The 16,561-nt window shown below is 40.6% G+C and carries 10 protein-coding genes; 6 read left to right on the top strand and 4 right to left on the bottom strand.

The genetic code is table 11. The features are described 5' to 3' along the window. Nucleotides 1-27: 27 nt before the first annotated feature. The 3 genes from EQG49_RS01405 to EQG49_RS13575 form a co-directional block, all read right to left on the bottom strand. A complete protein-coding gene (locus EQG49_RS01405) occupies nt 28-1,812 on the bottom strand; it encodes an ABC transporter substrate-binding protein (RefSeq protein ID WP_133362286.1) in 1,785 nt (594 codons plus the stop codon). A gap of 708 nt (nt 1,813-2,520) precedes the next feature. Then, nucleotides 2,521-4,410, bottom strand: coding sequence for an acyltransferase family protein (locus tag EQG49_RS01400; protein WP_133362285.1), 1,890 nt, complete (start codon nt 4,408-4,410; stop codon nt 2,521-2,523). A gap of 266 nt (nt 4,411-4,676) precedes the next feature. Then, nucleotides 4,677-4,820 (bottom strand): hypothetical protein, encoded by a 144-nt coding sequence (locus tag EQG49_RS13575; protein ID WP_165964713.1) that lies wholly within the window; start codon nt 4,818-4,820, stop codon nt 4,677-4,679. 273 nt (nt 4,821-5,093) lie between these two features. On the opposite strand from EQG49_RS13575, the gene EQG49_RS01395 reads away from it, so the two are divergent. The 5 genes from EQG49_RS01395 (at nt 5,094) to EQG49_RS01375 (ending at nt 11,698) form a co-directional block, all read left to right on the top strand. Next, the gene (locus EQG49_RS01395) at nt 5,094-5,978 is read left to right on the top strand and encodes an ADP-ribosyltransferase (RefSeq protein ID WP_165964712.1); all 885 of its coding nucleotides are present in this window, start codon (nt 5,094-5,096) and stop codon (nt 5,976-5,978) included. Nucleotides 5,979-6,078: 100 nt separating this feature from the next. After that, nucleotides 6,079-7,191: a glycerol dehydrogenase gene (locus tag EQG49_RS01390; protein WP_133362283.1), complete on the top strand. Its 1,113-nt coding sequence runs from the start codon at nt 6,079-6,081 to the stop codon at nt 7,189-7,191. A gap of 106 nt (nt 7,192-7,297) precedes the next feature. Next, nucleotides 7,298-8,026: a LytR/AlgR family response regulator transcription factor gene (locus EQG49_RS01385; protein ID WP_165964711.1), complete on the top strand. Its 729-nt coding sequence runs from the start codon at nt 7,298-7,300 to the stop codon at nt 8,024-8,026. 109 nt (nt 8,027-8,135) lie between these two features. Next, entirely contained in the window at nt 8,136-9,473 is a 1,338-nt protein-coding gene (locus EQG49_RS01380) for an FAD-dependent oxidoreductase (RefSeq protein ID WP_133362281.1), read from the top strand. Nucleotides 9,474-9,664: 191 nt separating this feature from the next. Next, the gene (locus EQG49_RS01375; RefSeq protein WP_423245968.1) at nt 9,665-11,698 is read left to right on the top strand and encodes a KUP/HAK/KT family potassium transporter; all 2,034 of its coding nucleotides are present in this window, start codon (nt 9,665-9,667) and stop codon (nt 11,696-11,698) included. A gap of 466 nt (nt 11,699-12,164) precedes the next feature. Here EQG49_RS01375 and EQG49_RS01370 read toward each other — a convergent pair whose 3' ends face one another. Further along, the gene (locus EQG49_RS01370) at nt 12,165-13,469 is read right to left on the bottom strand and encodes an ISL3 family transposase (protein WP_133362279.1); all 1,305 of its coding nucleotides are present in this window, start codon (nt 13,467-13,469) and stop codon (nt 12,165-12,167) included. Nucleotides 13,470-13,980: 511 nt separating this feature from the next. Here EQG49_RS01370 and EQG49_RS01365 point away from each other — a divergent pair. Next, on the top strand, nt 13,981-16,023 hold the full coding sequence (locus EQG49_RS01365) for a cation:proton antiporter (protein ID WP_133362278.1): 2,043 nt from the start codon (nt 13,981-13,983) through the stop codon (nt 16,021-16,023). Nucleotides 16,024-16,561: the final 538 nt, after the last annotated feature.

Genomic DNA, 16,561 nt, shown 5'->3' with positions numbered 1-16,561 from the left:
GTAAATTCCAAATTTGAGTGTCACGAGTTATTCTGGTGAATCCGCTGAAACAGCTAAGTTCCCGTACATATTATAAACGCCAACATCTTTACTCCAACCAATGACACGTCTGTTAATTGGTGTCCAACTAATGCTGAAACTTTGGGGAATCACGACAGCTTCGTCCTGAATGTATTGCTGATAGGCGGCAAATTGGGCTTTCCGGTAAGTTGTATCCAATGACTTTTCAGAATCAATATTGTTAATGATTTTGGTCAGTTCAGGTGATACATAGTGCCCCAAGTTGTATTGAGCAGAAGCTGAGAAGAGGTCAGATTGTGACGGGTCAGGATTTAAGCTCCAGGTCGCATTCGTAATGTCCCAATCATTCGAGTTAGTCGTAACTTTTTGGACCCAGCTATTAAAATCGATTAAGCGATTCTTATATAAGTGCACATTAAGGCCAACGGATTTCCATTGTTGTAAATTATTTTGCGCTAAGGTCGTAGAAATCGCCCCGGCGTTTTGCGCCAAGTAGGTTAAAGAAAATGGCTTGCCATCCGGATTCAGCCGGTATTCATGCTTTGCGTCCCATTTGAAACCAGCTTTATCGAGGATTGCATTGGCTTTTTTAATATCCAAGGGGAAGCCTTTGACTGCTTTATCGTTGTAACCACTGTAAACCGGTGGCACCGTTGAATTTGCAAAGGTTTGAAGCCCATTATTGAATTTCTTGTTAACTTGATCAGTATTCAATGCATACCCCAAAGCTTGCCGAATACTTTTATTTTGCAGAATTGTTTTCCGGTCTTGCACATTAACGCCTTGCTTTGCGTCAAAGTGACCTAAGTTAAAGTAAGTTGCAGAAAATGATAATGACTGCCGGCCAGTTTGGACATAATCTGGTAATTTTTTGACAGCCGGGTATGAAGTCGTTGGCACTTGATACGCAATATCATATTGTTTGGTTTTTAGACCTTCCACAATTGATGAACTCGCAACTACTTGTAAGTCAATTTTGGCTAATTTCGCCTTGGCTGCGTAGTAGTAGGGGTTTCGAACATAGGTGATGTTTTGACCCGTGAGGACTTTTTCAACTTTAAATGGACCCCATGAAAGGGGGGCTTGACGAATTTGCTTTGACCCAGCGAGCTTGGCAGGTTTAATGTCTTTCAAGTAGTGGTATGGTTCGGCGGTGGATAGATAATCACCTGATCCCGCTTGTGTTAAGCCTGGTGAAAGTTTGTTAAAGGCCAATTTAATTGAATTACCGTTTTCGCCATCTGGATAGGTGATCCCACTAATCGATTTTGCGCGACCTTTGTGAAACGCGGCCATACCTTTAATATTTTCTAATGAATCAGTGTACGTAATACCACCGTAAGCTAAATTACCAACAATTTCATAAGCAAACTCTAAGTCCTTGGCGATGACTGGTTTACCATCTGACCACGTTAAACCTTTGTGCAACGTAATCGTAGCGGTTTTAGTTGCCTTATCGAGCTTAAAGTTAGCAGCCCCACCATCGACGACTTGGTACGATGAGTTATTTTTGAGTAAACCAGTACCTAATGGTTGGGCAATGAGACTATCAACTTGTTGGGTAACTAGCTCCGGCGCAAATACACCGGTAAAAGCCTGAGCGAGGCCAATTTTTAAAGTGCCATCTTTAATCGGTTTGGCCTTGTTTGTATAAGTTACTTTGAAATCACCAATTTTAGCATCGGCTTTTGGTTTGGTGTTAGCACTCGGTTTGTGCAAGAGCGCAACGGCACCAGCGATTACTGCAAGAACCGCGATGGTACTAAGTGTGTAAGTGAGTTTCTTTCCCATAGTGTCTATATCTCCAATTTGGTTACTGTGGCAATTGATGCGAGATTGCGTGCCTACATCATTGTGGCACTCCCCCTGGTGCTATTATGTGGCGCTACAAATCGTAATTCGCTTGATTCTCATAACCTAATCTTCCCCAATTCATGAGCAATGCTCGAATATATTAAACGCAGTACGCAATGAATGCAAAAAAACTCATTCCTAATTAATTTAGAAACGAGCTTGTCGTGTTACCATTCTATCTTTTGATGATAGATTGCTCGATCATCCTTAGCAACGGACTGTTATGATATAGCAATCCGTGTGTTGTGATAACGGTAACCACCCCGTTATAGTTTTAAACTCGTAAACGAGGTTCAACTATACCAATCACAGGCCATTTTCATTATGCTAGGCAGGGTTCACTTCCATCAACGTGAACTTTCTGGGCGAGCGCCACATAATTACTTTCCTGATCAACTTGTTTATTTTCATTCAATTGCGTAACTACAGAATAATGGCAAATTGATTAAAAGTCAATGGACGATTTTAATTATTTTAATCGTTATTTAATTAATTGTCGGACTTTTTTTGCAAATTTGTCTTGTAACGTCTGTGAAGTGACTATTTAAGATTCGTTGAGGTGACACCTACATTAAGGAATTTGTTGTAAATGGGACAAAAAAGAGTACGCTTCTATTACTAGAAACGTACTCAGTAGTTATTGCCTTATCCCTTTGCGTTAACGCGGGCAACTTCACTGGCAATCAGGTTAGTTAAGTGGATATCGCCAACCGTATTCGGGTGGATGCCATCCGGACCTAACCAATCTTGGTGCGTGCGAACTAGGGCATGCCAATTTATCAAGTGGAAATTAGCTTGATGCTGCTTGGCGAGTATTTTCACATTTGGCGCAATCCATGATTTATTGGCGACAAAATTATTGACCCAGAACACTTGGCGTTTAGTACCCGCCAGCTTCATTACTTGGTCGATGGTTAGCTGATTAACTAGGCCGTTTGTACCAAGCATGACTAAAATATTGGGCATTAATTTACGTTGGTGAAGTAAGTCAGGCGCCACCCCAGGTTGGCGACCAATTTGACCGTCAATCACAGTTGGGACGATTTTTTGCAGGCTTGGGCCAACGTTGATAAGCATTGAGTCACCAATAGCAGTGATTTGTGTGTTTACTAATGTTTGTGCAGCTGGGTAAGACAAGTTATAAGTACGAGCAATGCGTCGCTGTTTGGCACTTAGGTGCGTTTTTGTAGGTGCGGTGGTTGCTTCTTTTTTTGTTTTGCTTTTTGGTTGTTTTAATTTTGCCGCTTGTGCTTCGGTAACGACTTTATTGGCACGTTTAGCTTCCCGTTCCCGTTTGGCCAATTGGACCTGTAAGGGTGATTGATAACCAGTAGCAGCTTGCGGTTGAAATAGACCGAAACTAAAAATGGCAATAACGACAATCGCAACCCCGGTCGCAATTAAGACGTGCCGATCGTTATGCATGAAGCGCCCGTAGACCGTTTTTGTTTTGGCAACATTAATGTGTTGTAAAGGTCGTTCGAGGTAGCGGTAGCTAAGTTCACTAATTACACCAATGATAATTAGTTCGACAAGTCCGTAGAGAATATGGTGGCTTTGATAATTTGGTACCGCATGTTCAAAGAAAACGAGCACGGGGTACTGATACAAATAAATACCATATGAACGGGTACCAATCCAACGAAAGACACGATTACTCAAAGGCTTTGCGAGAAAAGCACTTGGGTGAGCAATTGTCCCGACAAAAATCATTGCGACAAAACCAAAGACAAACATCCCACCATAGTAGGTCAGTGATGCTTGTCCATTTAGGACGAAGAATCCTAATAAAATAAGTCCCAATGCGCCAAAGCTGAGGTAATTTAAAAACTTTTTACTTGTAGCATTCAAAGTTTCGCTCAAATGGGTTGATGGCCAGATATAAGCTAGAGCAGCACCGAAAATAATGGTGAAGAGGCGCGTATCAGTCCCGTAATAAACACGATTAATATTTTCGGGGTTATATTTTAGCGCCATTAGGGCTGCGGAAACAAACGCTAGAATCATAAGACCTTTGAAGATATTACTGGCTCGCAGTTTAAATTTAGCAAGTAACCATACTAATACCGGCCACACTAAATAAAATTGACCTTCAATCGATAATGACCAGAGGTGGGTAAAAGGTGATGGGGCGGTAAATTGTTGAAAATACGATTGCCCGTGATTAATTTCCCAGAAATTATAGACGTAAACCAGATTAGTTAAGATGGTTGCCCGTAATCCCAACAGTGCCCCACGGTCAAACAAAGTAATGTAGGCTGCAGTTAAGACAAGCATAACTAGTAGTGCCGGGTAGAGTCGCTTAATCCGGCGTTCATAAAAACTCCGAAGATTAATTTTATTGGTATTGGCGAGCTCTTGTCGTAGTAAATCGGTAATTAAATAACCGGAAACTACAAAGAAAATTGGCACCCCCAAATAACCCCCAGGTAATGCGTTTGGAAAAATATGATATAAAATAACAGCGAGCACGGCAATCGCGCGAACCCCGTCAAAGCCACTAATATAGCGGCGGTGTAGATGTGTTTCCCCCATGATAAAACTCCCTTATAGTTCTAGTAATAAATGATATGTGCTTGATTTTGAAGGCATTGCATGTGGATGATAGCTAATACATTAATAAAGCAAGTGACAACCATCGATAAAACTCAATGTTACACTATTGTAATAAATGACGCAATGCTGTAATGAGATTATTTACCGGCAAGACAAACTCGCTTTTAGTGAACGAAAAAAACGTGGCGCCATTAATAGACGACACGTTTTAAGTTTAATCGAATATATGCGTTGTAAACTAGTTACTATGCTTGGTTTAACTTAGCTTCTTGATCGCGAAGTTTATCGAAGCCAGATTCTTTACTAGTATCCTTTGGGTCCTTATCGCGAGCAGCCATTTCTGCTTCAATCAATGCTTTACGTTCTTCTTTACTGTGCTTTTTTACCATGGTATAAGCCTCTTTCGTCGAACTAAATTTTTGTAGAATGCAATCTACTCTTCTAACGATAGACCTTTTTTAGATTAATACCAGTGATATGACTCATTATTAGGAATTAACTTGACGATTGCCATTTTAATTGTCAAATTTTTTTTGTGATTTTAGGCGTTGACCGGGGTAAATGTGCCAAATTTAAAAAGTAGTTGAAGAAACATTACGGTAATGTTACATTTATTTTTGTTACATGACGACAATACAATTTATTTTGGGGAGAAATGCATAATGAATGGAATGAAGAAGTTTGGAATTACGACGTTGGGGGTTGCAACGTTGGCGATGGGTGTTGGGGTCAGCGTCCATGCGGATGGTATGTCACAGGCTAATTTGGGTAAGGCGGTTAAAAAGGGGCATAAGCTACAAGTAACTGCTAAGACGATTAAAGTTTACCAAGTTAAGAAGAGTAATCAGAAAGTAGTGAAAACTTTCAAATTGTCAAAGAATTCGGTTGTTAAGGTTGGGGCGAAGGTCAAAGCACTAAATGGGCACCGAATTATCATTAAATCTAAAACGTTAAAGGCTTCACAAATGTATGTGACACCAGCAAAACAATTTACGTATGATACGAAAACGACTAATTTGACAGCAAAGCAGCATGCTTTAGTTTTGCAAGCCAGTCACAAATGGGCCAAAAAATTAACAAAACCACAAAAGAAAGCCATCTATCATTACACATCGGATGGCTATAAAGATATTAATAGTTACCTCCGGAATTTGATTCCTGGAACTAAGCAAGTAAAGGGCGAAGTGGGCAAGATTGACCGCGGTTTGAATAAATTCGCGATGCCACTCAATGTGACGGTATGGCGTGGCACTAGCGTGCAATCAATCGGTTATGGGGTCAAAGGTGGTCAGATTAAGGTTGGAGCGCGTTATTCAGACCAAGCATATATGTCGACGTCATTTGATCGTGAAATTGCAAACTCCTTCAATAGTGATGCAATTTTGAAAATTCAATTGCCTGCCGGTAAATACGGGGCTGCAATTGCGCCACTGTCAGATTATCAAAGTGAAGATGAATTTTTGGTTAAGCACGGTGCAAAAATGATTGTCACGGGAGTCGATAAGAAAAAATCTAAAACGGTAGTGACATTGAATTTTGTTAAGTGATTTTGGCAGAACCGTGTGTGATAAGTGTTCACGGCGGAAACGCTTACATGTTTTGTGATATAATTAACATATTAAATTCACGACACATGAGGAAGTTCAAATGACACAAATTTTTGCTAGTCCATCAACTTATATTCAAGGTAAAGACGTTTTAAACGAAGGTTCGCAATATATCGAAAAATTTGGTAAGAACGTGCTGATGTTGGCGGGTGGTTCTGCGAAGAAATACGCAGGTAACACGCTGATTGCTAATCTGGAAGCCAATGGTTTTAAGGTTAATGTGGCGGATTTCCAAGGGGAAGCATCCGATAATGAAATCAACCGCATTGCCCAAATTGGTAAAGCTGCCGGTGCCGAAGTTGTCATCGGGGTTGGTGGTGGTAAGGCGATCGATTCAGCAAAATCAATTGCCGATATCTTGGGAACACCTGTTGTAATTGTGCCAACGATTGCTTCAACTGATGCACCAACATCACGGTTGTCAGTGCTGTATACTGATGAAGGAAATTTTGATCGTTATGAATTCTATCAAAAAAATCCTGAATTAGTGCTCGTTGATACCCGTGTGATTGCGAATGCCCCAGTGCGGATGTTGGCTTCAGGAATTGCCGATGCTTTGGCAACCTTTGTCGAAGTACGCGATGTCCAAACTGCATATGGTGATACGATGTTAGGCGCAAAGCAAACTTTAGCTTCAATTGCGATTGGCCAAATGGCCGAAGATACCTTGTTTGCATATGGGCATGCGGCAATCGAATCTAACAAAGTCCACGCTGTTACACCAGCATTGGAAAAAATCGTCGAAGCGAATACATTACTTTCGGGCCTCGGTTTTGAAAGTGGTGGTCTCGCAGCAGCTCACTCAATTCACAATGGTTTCACAGCGTTGAAGGGCGATATTCACCACTTAACACATGGTGAAAAAGTTGCGTATGGAATTTTAACGGAACTATTTCTTGATGGGGCTGATGAAGCAACGTTTGAAAAATATCTCGAGTTCATTTATTCATTAGGTTTACCAACTACTTTGGCGGATTTACATCTTGCAGACGCTTCTGATGAAGACTTGTTACTTGTCGGTCAGCAAGCAACGGCTGCAGGTGAAACTATCAAACAAATGCCATATGAAGTAACCGCTGATGATGTTGTCAGTGCACTAAAAGGTGTTGATGGCTATGTCCGAAACTGGAAAGCTGTACGTGGCTTGAACTAAAGCTTGTGTATTAAGGGTGTTCTTTTGGGACACTCTTTTTTTATTTGTCCCTAATATGCTAAAATTAGTTATAGTTGAAATCGTAATCGAAGGGGGATGGGTCGTAATGAATATATATGTCGTTGATGATCAGTTAGCCACCGCCACACAAATTGGGCAATTGGCTAAAGAAATAAAAAGAGCTCAAAAAATCACAAATTGTGTTGTGGAAGTGTTTACAAAATTGGCGGATTTTACGGCTGCTGTTCATAATCACTCCGGTGAAAATAACGTGTATTTCATTGACGTTGATGTCCACGGGGTCAAGCTACGTGGCTTGGAAGTCGCTAGTAAGTTACGGCAACACGATCCATTTGGGACAATTTCATTTATTTCCAGTTTTGAAAAATTTGCACCAGTAACGTTTGAATATCGGGTAGCAGCATTTGATTATATTGATAAACGTCTCCCAGTTGATGAGTTGCGACAACGGTTGGCATATACAATTAACTATCAAGCCAAGCGCTCAGCCCAGATTACACCCGCAGAAAACTTAGTACTTGATGGAAAGGCACAACAACATAAAGTGCCATTTGATAAGATATTGTATATAGAAACAACCCCGGTTCCGCATCAATTACGCCTAGTTACTGATGATGGAGTTGTTGAGTTTTATGGGAAATTAAGTGAGCTGGCTGAACAAAATACTGAGCTAGTGCGTTGTCACCGAGCATGTCTGGTTAATCCGGCCAAAATTAGCGCCTTTAACAAAACGGAGCATTTATTAGAGGTAAGTAATGGTGAAACCTTGCCAGTTGCACGTAACATGATGAAAACAATGACGGAACGATTTTAGCATTTAATAACCGTTTAGGACGTTTGAAAGACCGTTTAGGAAAGTGGAGCCTAAACGGTCTTTTTGAGTTGTATAATTCTTCACATACGGAAGTTAAAAGGAGATTAACATGAAAGTTATTGTAGTAGGAAGTACACACGCGGGAACGGCTGCCATCAAGCAAACGCTCACAAATTATCCAGATACAGATATTACTGTTTATGAAAAAAATGATAATGTTTCATTCTTGTCATGTGGGATTGCTTTGTATTTACAAGGTGAAGTGAAAGATGTCAACGGCTTGTTCTATTCAAGTCCTGAAGAATTGGCTAGTTTAGGTGCTAATTTGAAAATGGGTCACGAAGTCTTGAAAATTGATGCAGCCAATAAGACTGTGCAAGTTCGTGATTTAGCCACTGGTACTGAAATTACTGATACGTATGACAAACTTATTATGACGACTGGTTCATTGCCAATTGTGCCACCAATCGATGGTATCAAAAATGACAATATCTACTTGTGCAAAAACTATCACGACGCCCAAACACTCTTTGCCAAAGCCGATGATATTGAATCAGTGATTGTTATCGGAGCGGGATACATTGGGGTTGAATTAGTTGAAGCATTTGAAAAACGTGGTAAGAAGGTCACTGTAATTGACGGCATGCCACGGATTATGAACAAGTATTTCGACGCAGCATTTACGGATAAAGCTACCAAGCAATTTGAAGAACACGGTGTTAAAGTTGTGACCGGTGAAATGGTCAAGGGCTTTAGTGGTGACAAACAAGTTATAGTTACAACTGATGGTGGTGAATATACTGCTGATATTGCAATTCTTTCAATTGGTTTCAAGCCAAACACTGCCTTGTTGAAGGGCCAAGTTGACATGTTGCCAAACGGTGCCATTATGACCAACAACTACATGCAAACTTCAAACCCTGATATTTTTGGTGCTGGGGATTCAGTGGCAGTGCACTACAACCCAACTCATGATAACGCTTATATTCCATTGGCAACGAATGCCGTGCGTCAAGGTACATTAGTTGGTATGAACATTGTTGAACCAACCCTTGAATATATGGGGACGCAAGCAAGTTCTGGTTTGAAATTGTATGACTTGAACTTTGCTGCTTCTGGATTGACGAAGGAAGCTGCCGAAATGCAAGATATGGACGTCCAAAGTGTTACAGTTGAAGATAACTTCCGCCCTGAATTTATGTCATCAACAACTCCAGTTTTGATGACATTAGTTTGGGAAACTAAGACCCACCGGATTGTCGGTGCCCAATTAGTTAGTGAATACGACATCTCGCAATCAGCCAATGCCGTTTCAATTGCAATCCAAGCAAACTTTACGATTGAGCAATTAGCCATGGTTGATATGTTATTCCAACCTTGGTTTGACCGTCCATTTAACTACTTGAACATTTTGGGCCAAGCTGCGGTAGCAAAAGCCGGAAAATAAGAACAGATAAGCGACGGTGGGAGCTTACAAGTGGTGGCATTTAATTACTAGGGGACAAGTACTGTTAATAGTATTTTGATCAAGGTTCTAACCTGTTGATGTTAACGGGTTAGAACTTTTTTGAATTTGTAATTCGCTACACTAGCTTTAATTGATTTAGGTGATATACTGATTTTGTTTATAAGAAAAATATGTATCGAGGAATGGAAATGAATGCGAAAACAAGGCAACGCGTAACGGCGGCCGGTCTTTTAGTGACACTTGGAATTGTTTACGGAGATATTGGTACATCACCACTATATACGATGAAAACAATTGTAGAAGACAACGGCGGTCTGGCAAGTGTGTCACGTGATTTGATTTTTGGTGCAATCTCATTAATTTTTTGGACGATTATGTTATTGACGACCATAAAGTATGTGGTGATTGCATTAAAGGCGGATAACCGCGGTGAAGGGGGGATTTTTGCTCTTTACACTTTGGTTCGTAAACGTAAACGTTGGTTAATAGTTCCAGCGTTGATTGGTGGCGCAGCATTACTAGCTGATGGAACGCTGACGCCAGCCGTGACTGTCACAACGGCAGTTGAAGGCCTTAAAGGCATGCATTTTGGTTCGATCATACCGATTAGTGCTCAGTCCGAAGTTGTGATTGTAACCATGGTCGTGTTACTGGCATTGTTCAGTATTCAACGGTTTGGCTCTGAATGGATTGGCAAATCGTTTGGACCAGCCATGTTCGTTTGGTTTAGTTTTCTTGGCGTGATTGGCATCCTGAATATCGCGGGTAATATTGAAATTCTCCAAGCATTGAATCCATATTATGCGATTCATGTCTTGTTTAGTCCAGATAACAAAGTCGGAATATTCATTTTGGGTAGTGTGTTCTTGGCGACAACCGGGGCTGAAGCGTTGTATTCGGATCTCGGGCATGTCGGCCGGTTTAATATCTATAACACGTGGCCATTTGTCTTCTTAACATTGACGTTGAACTATTTGGGTCAAGGAGCTTGGATAATCAATAATCGCACGGCCACAATTGCAAATTTGAATCCGTTTTTTGAAATCGTACCAGCACCAATTCGCTTTCCAGCGATTATCTTGGCAACTGTGGCAGCCATTATTGCTTCACAAGCATTGATTTCGGGTTCGTTTACATTGGTTGCCGAGGCAATGCGGCTCAAGATTTTACCACGCTTCAAGGTGCTCTATCCAACCCAACATCGTGGTCAACTCTACATGCCTTCGATTAATTGGATTATTGCGGCTGTGACTTTGTCAATTGTTGCTTTCTTCCAAACTTCGGCGCACATGGAAGCTGCCTATGGACTGGCAATTACGGTGACGATGTTAATGACGACAATTCTGCTATATCAATATTTACGGATGCAGAACGTGAAGCGTGTATTTGCCATTGGTTTAGTTGGGTTCTTTGGAACGTTGGAAACGCTGTTCTTTATTGCTTCATTAGTTAAGTTTATCCATGGTGGGTACGTCACTGTAATTATCGCAGGCGTTATTCTATTAGTAATGTTCATTTGGCACCATGGTAAGTACTTACGGGAATCAGAAGATTATTCAGTTGAGTACGCTTCCTTATATGCATACAAAGATCAATTGAACAAATTAGCCGAAGATAACAACTATGATGTCTATGCTCAAAATTTGATTTTCTTAGTGAATGTCAAAAATAATACAGACATCAAAAAAGAAATTATGTACTCAATTCTGGATAAACGGCCAAAGCGCGCGGATATATATTGGTTTGTATCAGTTAATGTTACAGATTATCCTGATACGGCGGAATATTCATATGAAAAATTTGGTGAACATGTCATGTTAATCAATATCAATCTCGGCTTCCGGCGCAATCAAAGTATCAATATTTATTTGCGACAGATTGTGAATGATTTGATGAAAAATAAAATCGTGCATAAGCAACCGCAAAAATACACAACAATTCCGAATCGCCAGGTGGGTGACTTTATGTTTATTTTAATTCATGAAGAGTTATCGCCAGAGTCTGAATTGAAGTGGTTTGATAAATGGGTGATTCAATCTCGGTTCTGGTTGGAACGCGTCTCAAGTTCGCAAAAAACGTGGTACGGGTTGGATTATAGTGATGTGGTTGATGAAACCGTACCATTGCAATTGGGATTCAGGAAGCACATTAAGTTGCGTCCAATTGAGCGAGAAGACAATATATCAGAAAATGAAATAAAATAGTTGCGTTGTAAACGCTTACATGATATTATATATCTTGTAAGGAAGAACCATAAGAATCCGATACCAGATAATCGTTTAGTAGTTGTGAGTGATTGTGGCCGGATTTGCTGGAGGTTTGCTCTCGACTAATACCAGGTAGATTACCAAGTTAGCGACAACTAATCGTAGTTAGATTAGCATGAAGCACAGGATGTTTTCGGTGCATAAAGTTATTAGCCAGGCAAAGTAGTTTCGTAAGACTTGTGGGTGTCCACGTCCCATGTTTTGATCAAGCGGAAACGCCAACAGTTTTAATGAAGTCCATTTCTCGGGTAAGTAAACGTTGAATTGGCGTGATTCTTCCGTTAAATAAAAGTAGCCCCGCTCGCGAGAGTTAGGGGCCTTTTATGGCTCTATTCCGTCTGACGTGGGTTGGGCGAAATTAAGCTTGTGAAATAACCCTGGAATCTTAACGGATTTCGGGGTTTTATTCTGTCATCAATTTAGTGAATTGTGATGTTAAAACGTGTTTATTTAATAATTGGAGACGAATTCGATGGAAGAAGTTAGCGGGTTTAGCGTAACCATAGGCGGTCCGTTTCATTTGTTTGATACGTCGATTAATGCCTTCAATACGCCCGTTACTGGCTTTAACTCTAAACGATTCAATGATGCCACGTCTGTATTTCTTATAAGTTTTGATGACCGTATCCATGGGCGTGCCAGTAGTTTTATAGTTTTTAAGTAGCGCGACGAATTCATCTTCCTTGCGGCTGTTTACGGCCCGTAAAATAAGCTGATAGATTTCGCAAGCAATGCCCAAGTTTGGGCATTGGGTATAGACCTCATCAAGGATGTCGATGGTGAAAGCGTATTGATTAATGCCTTTGAACCAGCGCGATGCGAAAATATCATACTTTGACTCGTTGGTTAAGAAAAGTTTCCAGTTGGACTTGAGAATTTTGTAGATTCGAGTACGGTTGTCGACAGTGTTTTGGTACCCAGTTCGGACAGATTGAACGGCTTTCATCGCCAGTTGGACAGTATGAAAGCGGTCGATAACGACCTGTGCGTTAGGAAACATCGCCGGACAACAGTTTTGATAGTTGGCGTTCATATCAGTGACCACAAGTTTCACACATTTACGATTTTTTAACGAGAAATTCGCCAAATAGCCCCTAACTTTAGCGTTCGTGCGCTCTGGGAAAATCTCGATAAAATCAGAATTCGAGCCATTGATCATTTCGAAGCCGTAGCGATTTTTCATGTATTGAACTTCATCAATACAAATAACTGGTGGGAGTTGTTGTTCATAGTTTGGCCGGTAACGGTCAGCTGTGGCGTTGAGAAGTTTATGAATCTTAGTGTGTGATAGTTTGAGGATATATGAAATCAACTTGGCTGAGATATCAAATCGTGCGAGGTCGAGTATTTGAAGCAATAAAGGGCGTGTAATTTTAGAATTGTCCCGTAAATCATGGGATTGGGCGACAACAGTACGGGCGCAGCCGTTACACTTATAACGTTTTTTGTCGAGATGTAGGACTTGATGATAACCGTTTGTGGAAGGCAATACGTGAACCGAATATTCCGTGGAATGGCGATACAAACTTGAATGAGCACAGTAAGGGCAACATTCAGGCATAACATCAAGCGTAGCGGCGTAATTAAGGGTTGCGTAATCATGTTTGTCATTCTGAGTAAGATAGTTGAACTCACCATCATCAGTAATGTGAAAATTGAAATTTGGGTCTGTTAATCCAGTGGCACGTAAGATAGAATATAGTGGCATATGTCGTATTTCCTTTTCTGTTTGTGTGAGAACTTCAGAATAACAAGGAAAGACGATGTATGTCTTTTTATTTTGGGAAAAGTTTGTGAAATTTGAATACCAAAAAAGCGTGAGATATTGAAATCCCACGCTAAAAAAAATACAGCCCCTTTTATTTGTGTTTTTTTATTTTGGCTGCGGTGAGTTGGACGAAAATAAGAATTGCGGGCTCTATTTATGCTAACGTGAGATTCTCATTTCTGTACCTTTGGTTAAGAATACTCACCTATCACGGAATGTGCATTAAGCACTAGTTTGGGCGCATCACAAAATTAACGATAACGGATTTGCTTGAATATACACCTTATTACTTTTTTTACTAGTTTATTCAATCCCCCGTCAGACAGAAAAGAACCTAATTGCGGAATTTGAGCATAAAATATAAATTTGAATAATAAACGGTCGATTGCTGAATACTGCCTGGTGCGTGTGGTAAAATTAGCCATTATCTAAAGTAAAGGACACGTAATATATGGCTATTTTTTATTTATTAGCACTCTTAGTCGTCGGGGTAATCGCGGCGAATATGCTCCATGAAGTTTTTCCAAAGGTTCCGGACGCATTTGTCTTGATAGTCATTGGAGTATTGTTGTCGCTGACTTCGATTATGCGGAATTTTGAGTTGGAACCAGAGTATTTTATGCTCCTGATTATTGCGCCGCTGATGTTTAATGATGGACAGAAAACTTCATTAAAAGGGGTTCGGAAAAATGTACGGGCAATATTTTTATTGGCAGTTGTATTGGCTGTGGTGACGGTTGCCATTGTTGGTATGCTTGCAAATCGCTTAGAGGTACAATGGACCTTACCGTTGGCGCTTGCTTTGGCGGCAATTGTTACACCCACTGATGCGGTTGCAGTTAAGTCGCTTACTGCTCAATCTAAAATTGATACGGGAGTGGATAATGCGCTAGAATATGAAGCTCTGTTCAACGATGCAAGTGGCCTAGTGATGCTTGATTTGGCATTATCGGTGATGGCAAAGGGTTCGATTTCGGTCTGGGATGGCTTGGGGCATTTTGTGTTTGTTGCGGTTGGTGGTATTGCTGTTGGTGCAATTACAGGATTTTTGCTTGTTACGGTTCGTACGTTTTTTAATCGTCGGGCTGTTACGCCAGAATTGACAATTATTCCGATTGCGTTGCTGACACCATTTGTCGTTTATTTGTTAGCCGAACATGTTGGAACTTCTGGAATCATTGCCGTAGTGACAGCTGGAATGATTCACAATTTTGAGTCAGAAAACTTAAAGCTCACGGCGACCAGGGTACAACTTGTTTCAACCACGATTTGGGATACTATTAGTGCGTTATTGAATAGTTTCGTATTCATTTTATTGGGCGTTAGTTTGCCAAGGGTGTTCGAGGAGTTTGGAGAATTGGGCGCTCGAGCGAGTTGGCAGTTGATAGGCTTGGGCTTCGTGATCTATGTAGTGATGTTGCTAATTCGGTTCTTAGCTGGACGAATCGGTGATATTCCAGAAAGCACCTTGTACTTTGGCCCGCATAACTCTAAAAAAAGAAATACGAACTCAGCAGTTTTTGCGCTAAGTGGAGTACATGGAACAATTACCTTAGCGATGGCATTCTCATTACCACTAATGATCGCTGGGCATGCATTTCCGTATCGTGAAGAACTTTTAATTCTCGCGACAGTAATTATTCTGTTGAGTATGATTGTACCAGCGTTGGTATTACCGCGAATTTTACCTGCGAAGGATTTATCTTTTAATGAAACGGAACTTGAAAATGCGCGTGTTCAAATGATTGATTACGCTAGTTTGCATTTGACGGAACAAATTACTGTTGATGATGTCCGTTTTGCCGTAATCGGGCAACTACAATCACAAAAGGGATTTGGTGATGAAACCCAACACCGTCAACAATATTATCAAATCTGGTCAATGGTGGGACAGCTTGAAGATGATTTTTTGAATAGTAATGAAGTCAAGGAAATGTATGAACCACGAGTACTAAGCGTTTATCGTAAGATTTTGAATACCTATTCAGGGCAACGGTTTAATATCTTGCGTAAATTTAATGATATTAAGCATGTTGTTGCACATGAACTTTGGCATGCGAAACAAGGGCAGTTTACCCATAAACAGCGACTGAATTCCCGGCAGGAGTGGCAAAAAGCGCATGCGGATGCGGCGCAACAACATGACGATTTTCGGGAACAGTTGTGGCAACTTGAAACGCAATTGCATGAGCGCTTAGAAAATTATCTAACAGATTTAGCTAAAGAGCGCCTAACCAATTCACATGAGGAAATTACCGATATTCAATTCGTACAACGAACCTTAGAAGAACGGCAGCGATATTTCCGGCAAGATTATGTGGAAAATGAAAAAATTCCCGTTGATCTTTTTATTCAAGCGTTTCAGTTGGAATATAATTATGTGCAGACCCAATTTGTGGCGGGGAATCTTAATGAGGCGTTAGCTAATAAGTTGTATGATGAAATCAATCAGGCACAAACATTGCAATTACAGCAACTGGCAGTGGAAAACTAAAATTTGTATTAGCATGATTGTGGATACTTTTTTTGAATCTATTCCGTCTGACGTAGGGTGTAGATTCAAGCAAATCAGTTATCGCTGATTTCATGCTGTACTCAAACTAGTGACTAGGATATATTCCGTGGTACGAGAGTATCCCTAAACAAAAGTACAGAAATGAGAATCTCACGCTAGAAGAAATAGAGACAATTTTTTTACTTTTTAAATTAAACTTACAAAACGTCATTCCCGATGGAGTGGCGTTTTTTTGCTCTATTTCGTCTGACGTGGAATTTATAAAATATGATGAGATGTATGATGCCACTGCGTGGAATTATTGATTACCGCTAAACTTGCAGCGACAAGGATTACGGCATATTACTAGTCAGACTGCCTACTCAAACTAACGAAGGGGCTGGAAACAGGCTGGACTTTAGCTCGCACCGTGATGGCATAATCAGTAACGGGTTTCGTTACTGATTATGGATTTGTGAAGATGGTTAGCGCGTTAGCGAACCCAAGCTTCGCAAACATTTGAAGACCGCACTGTGGC

It is taken from the genome of Periweissella cryptocerci (assembly GCF_004358325.1).
Taxonomy (GTDB): Bacteria; Bacillota; Bacilli; order Lactobacillales; family Lactobacillaceae; genus Periweissella; species Periweissella cryptocerci.
Note: the sequence above shows the minus strand (reverse complement) of the source record. Positions and strands in the feature narration are given on the sequence as shown.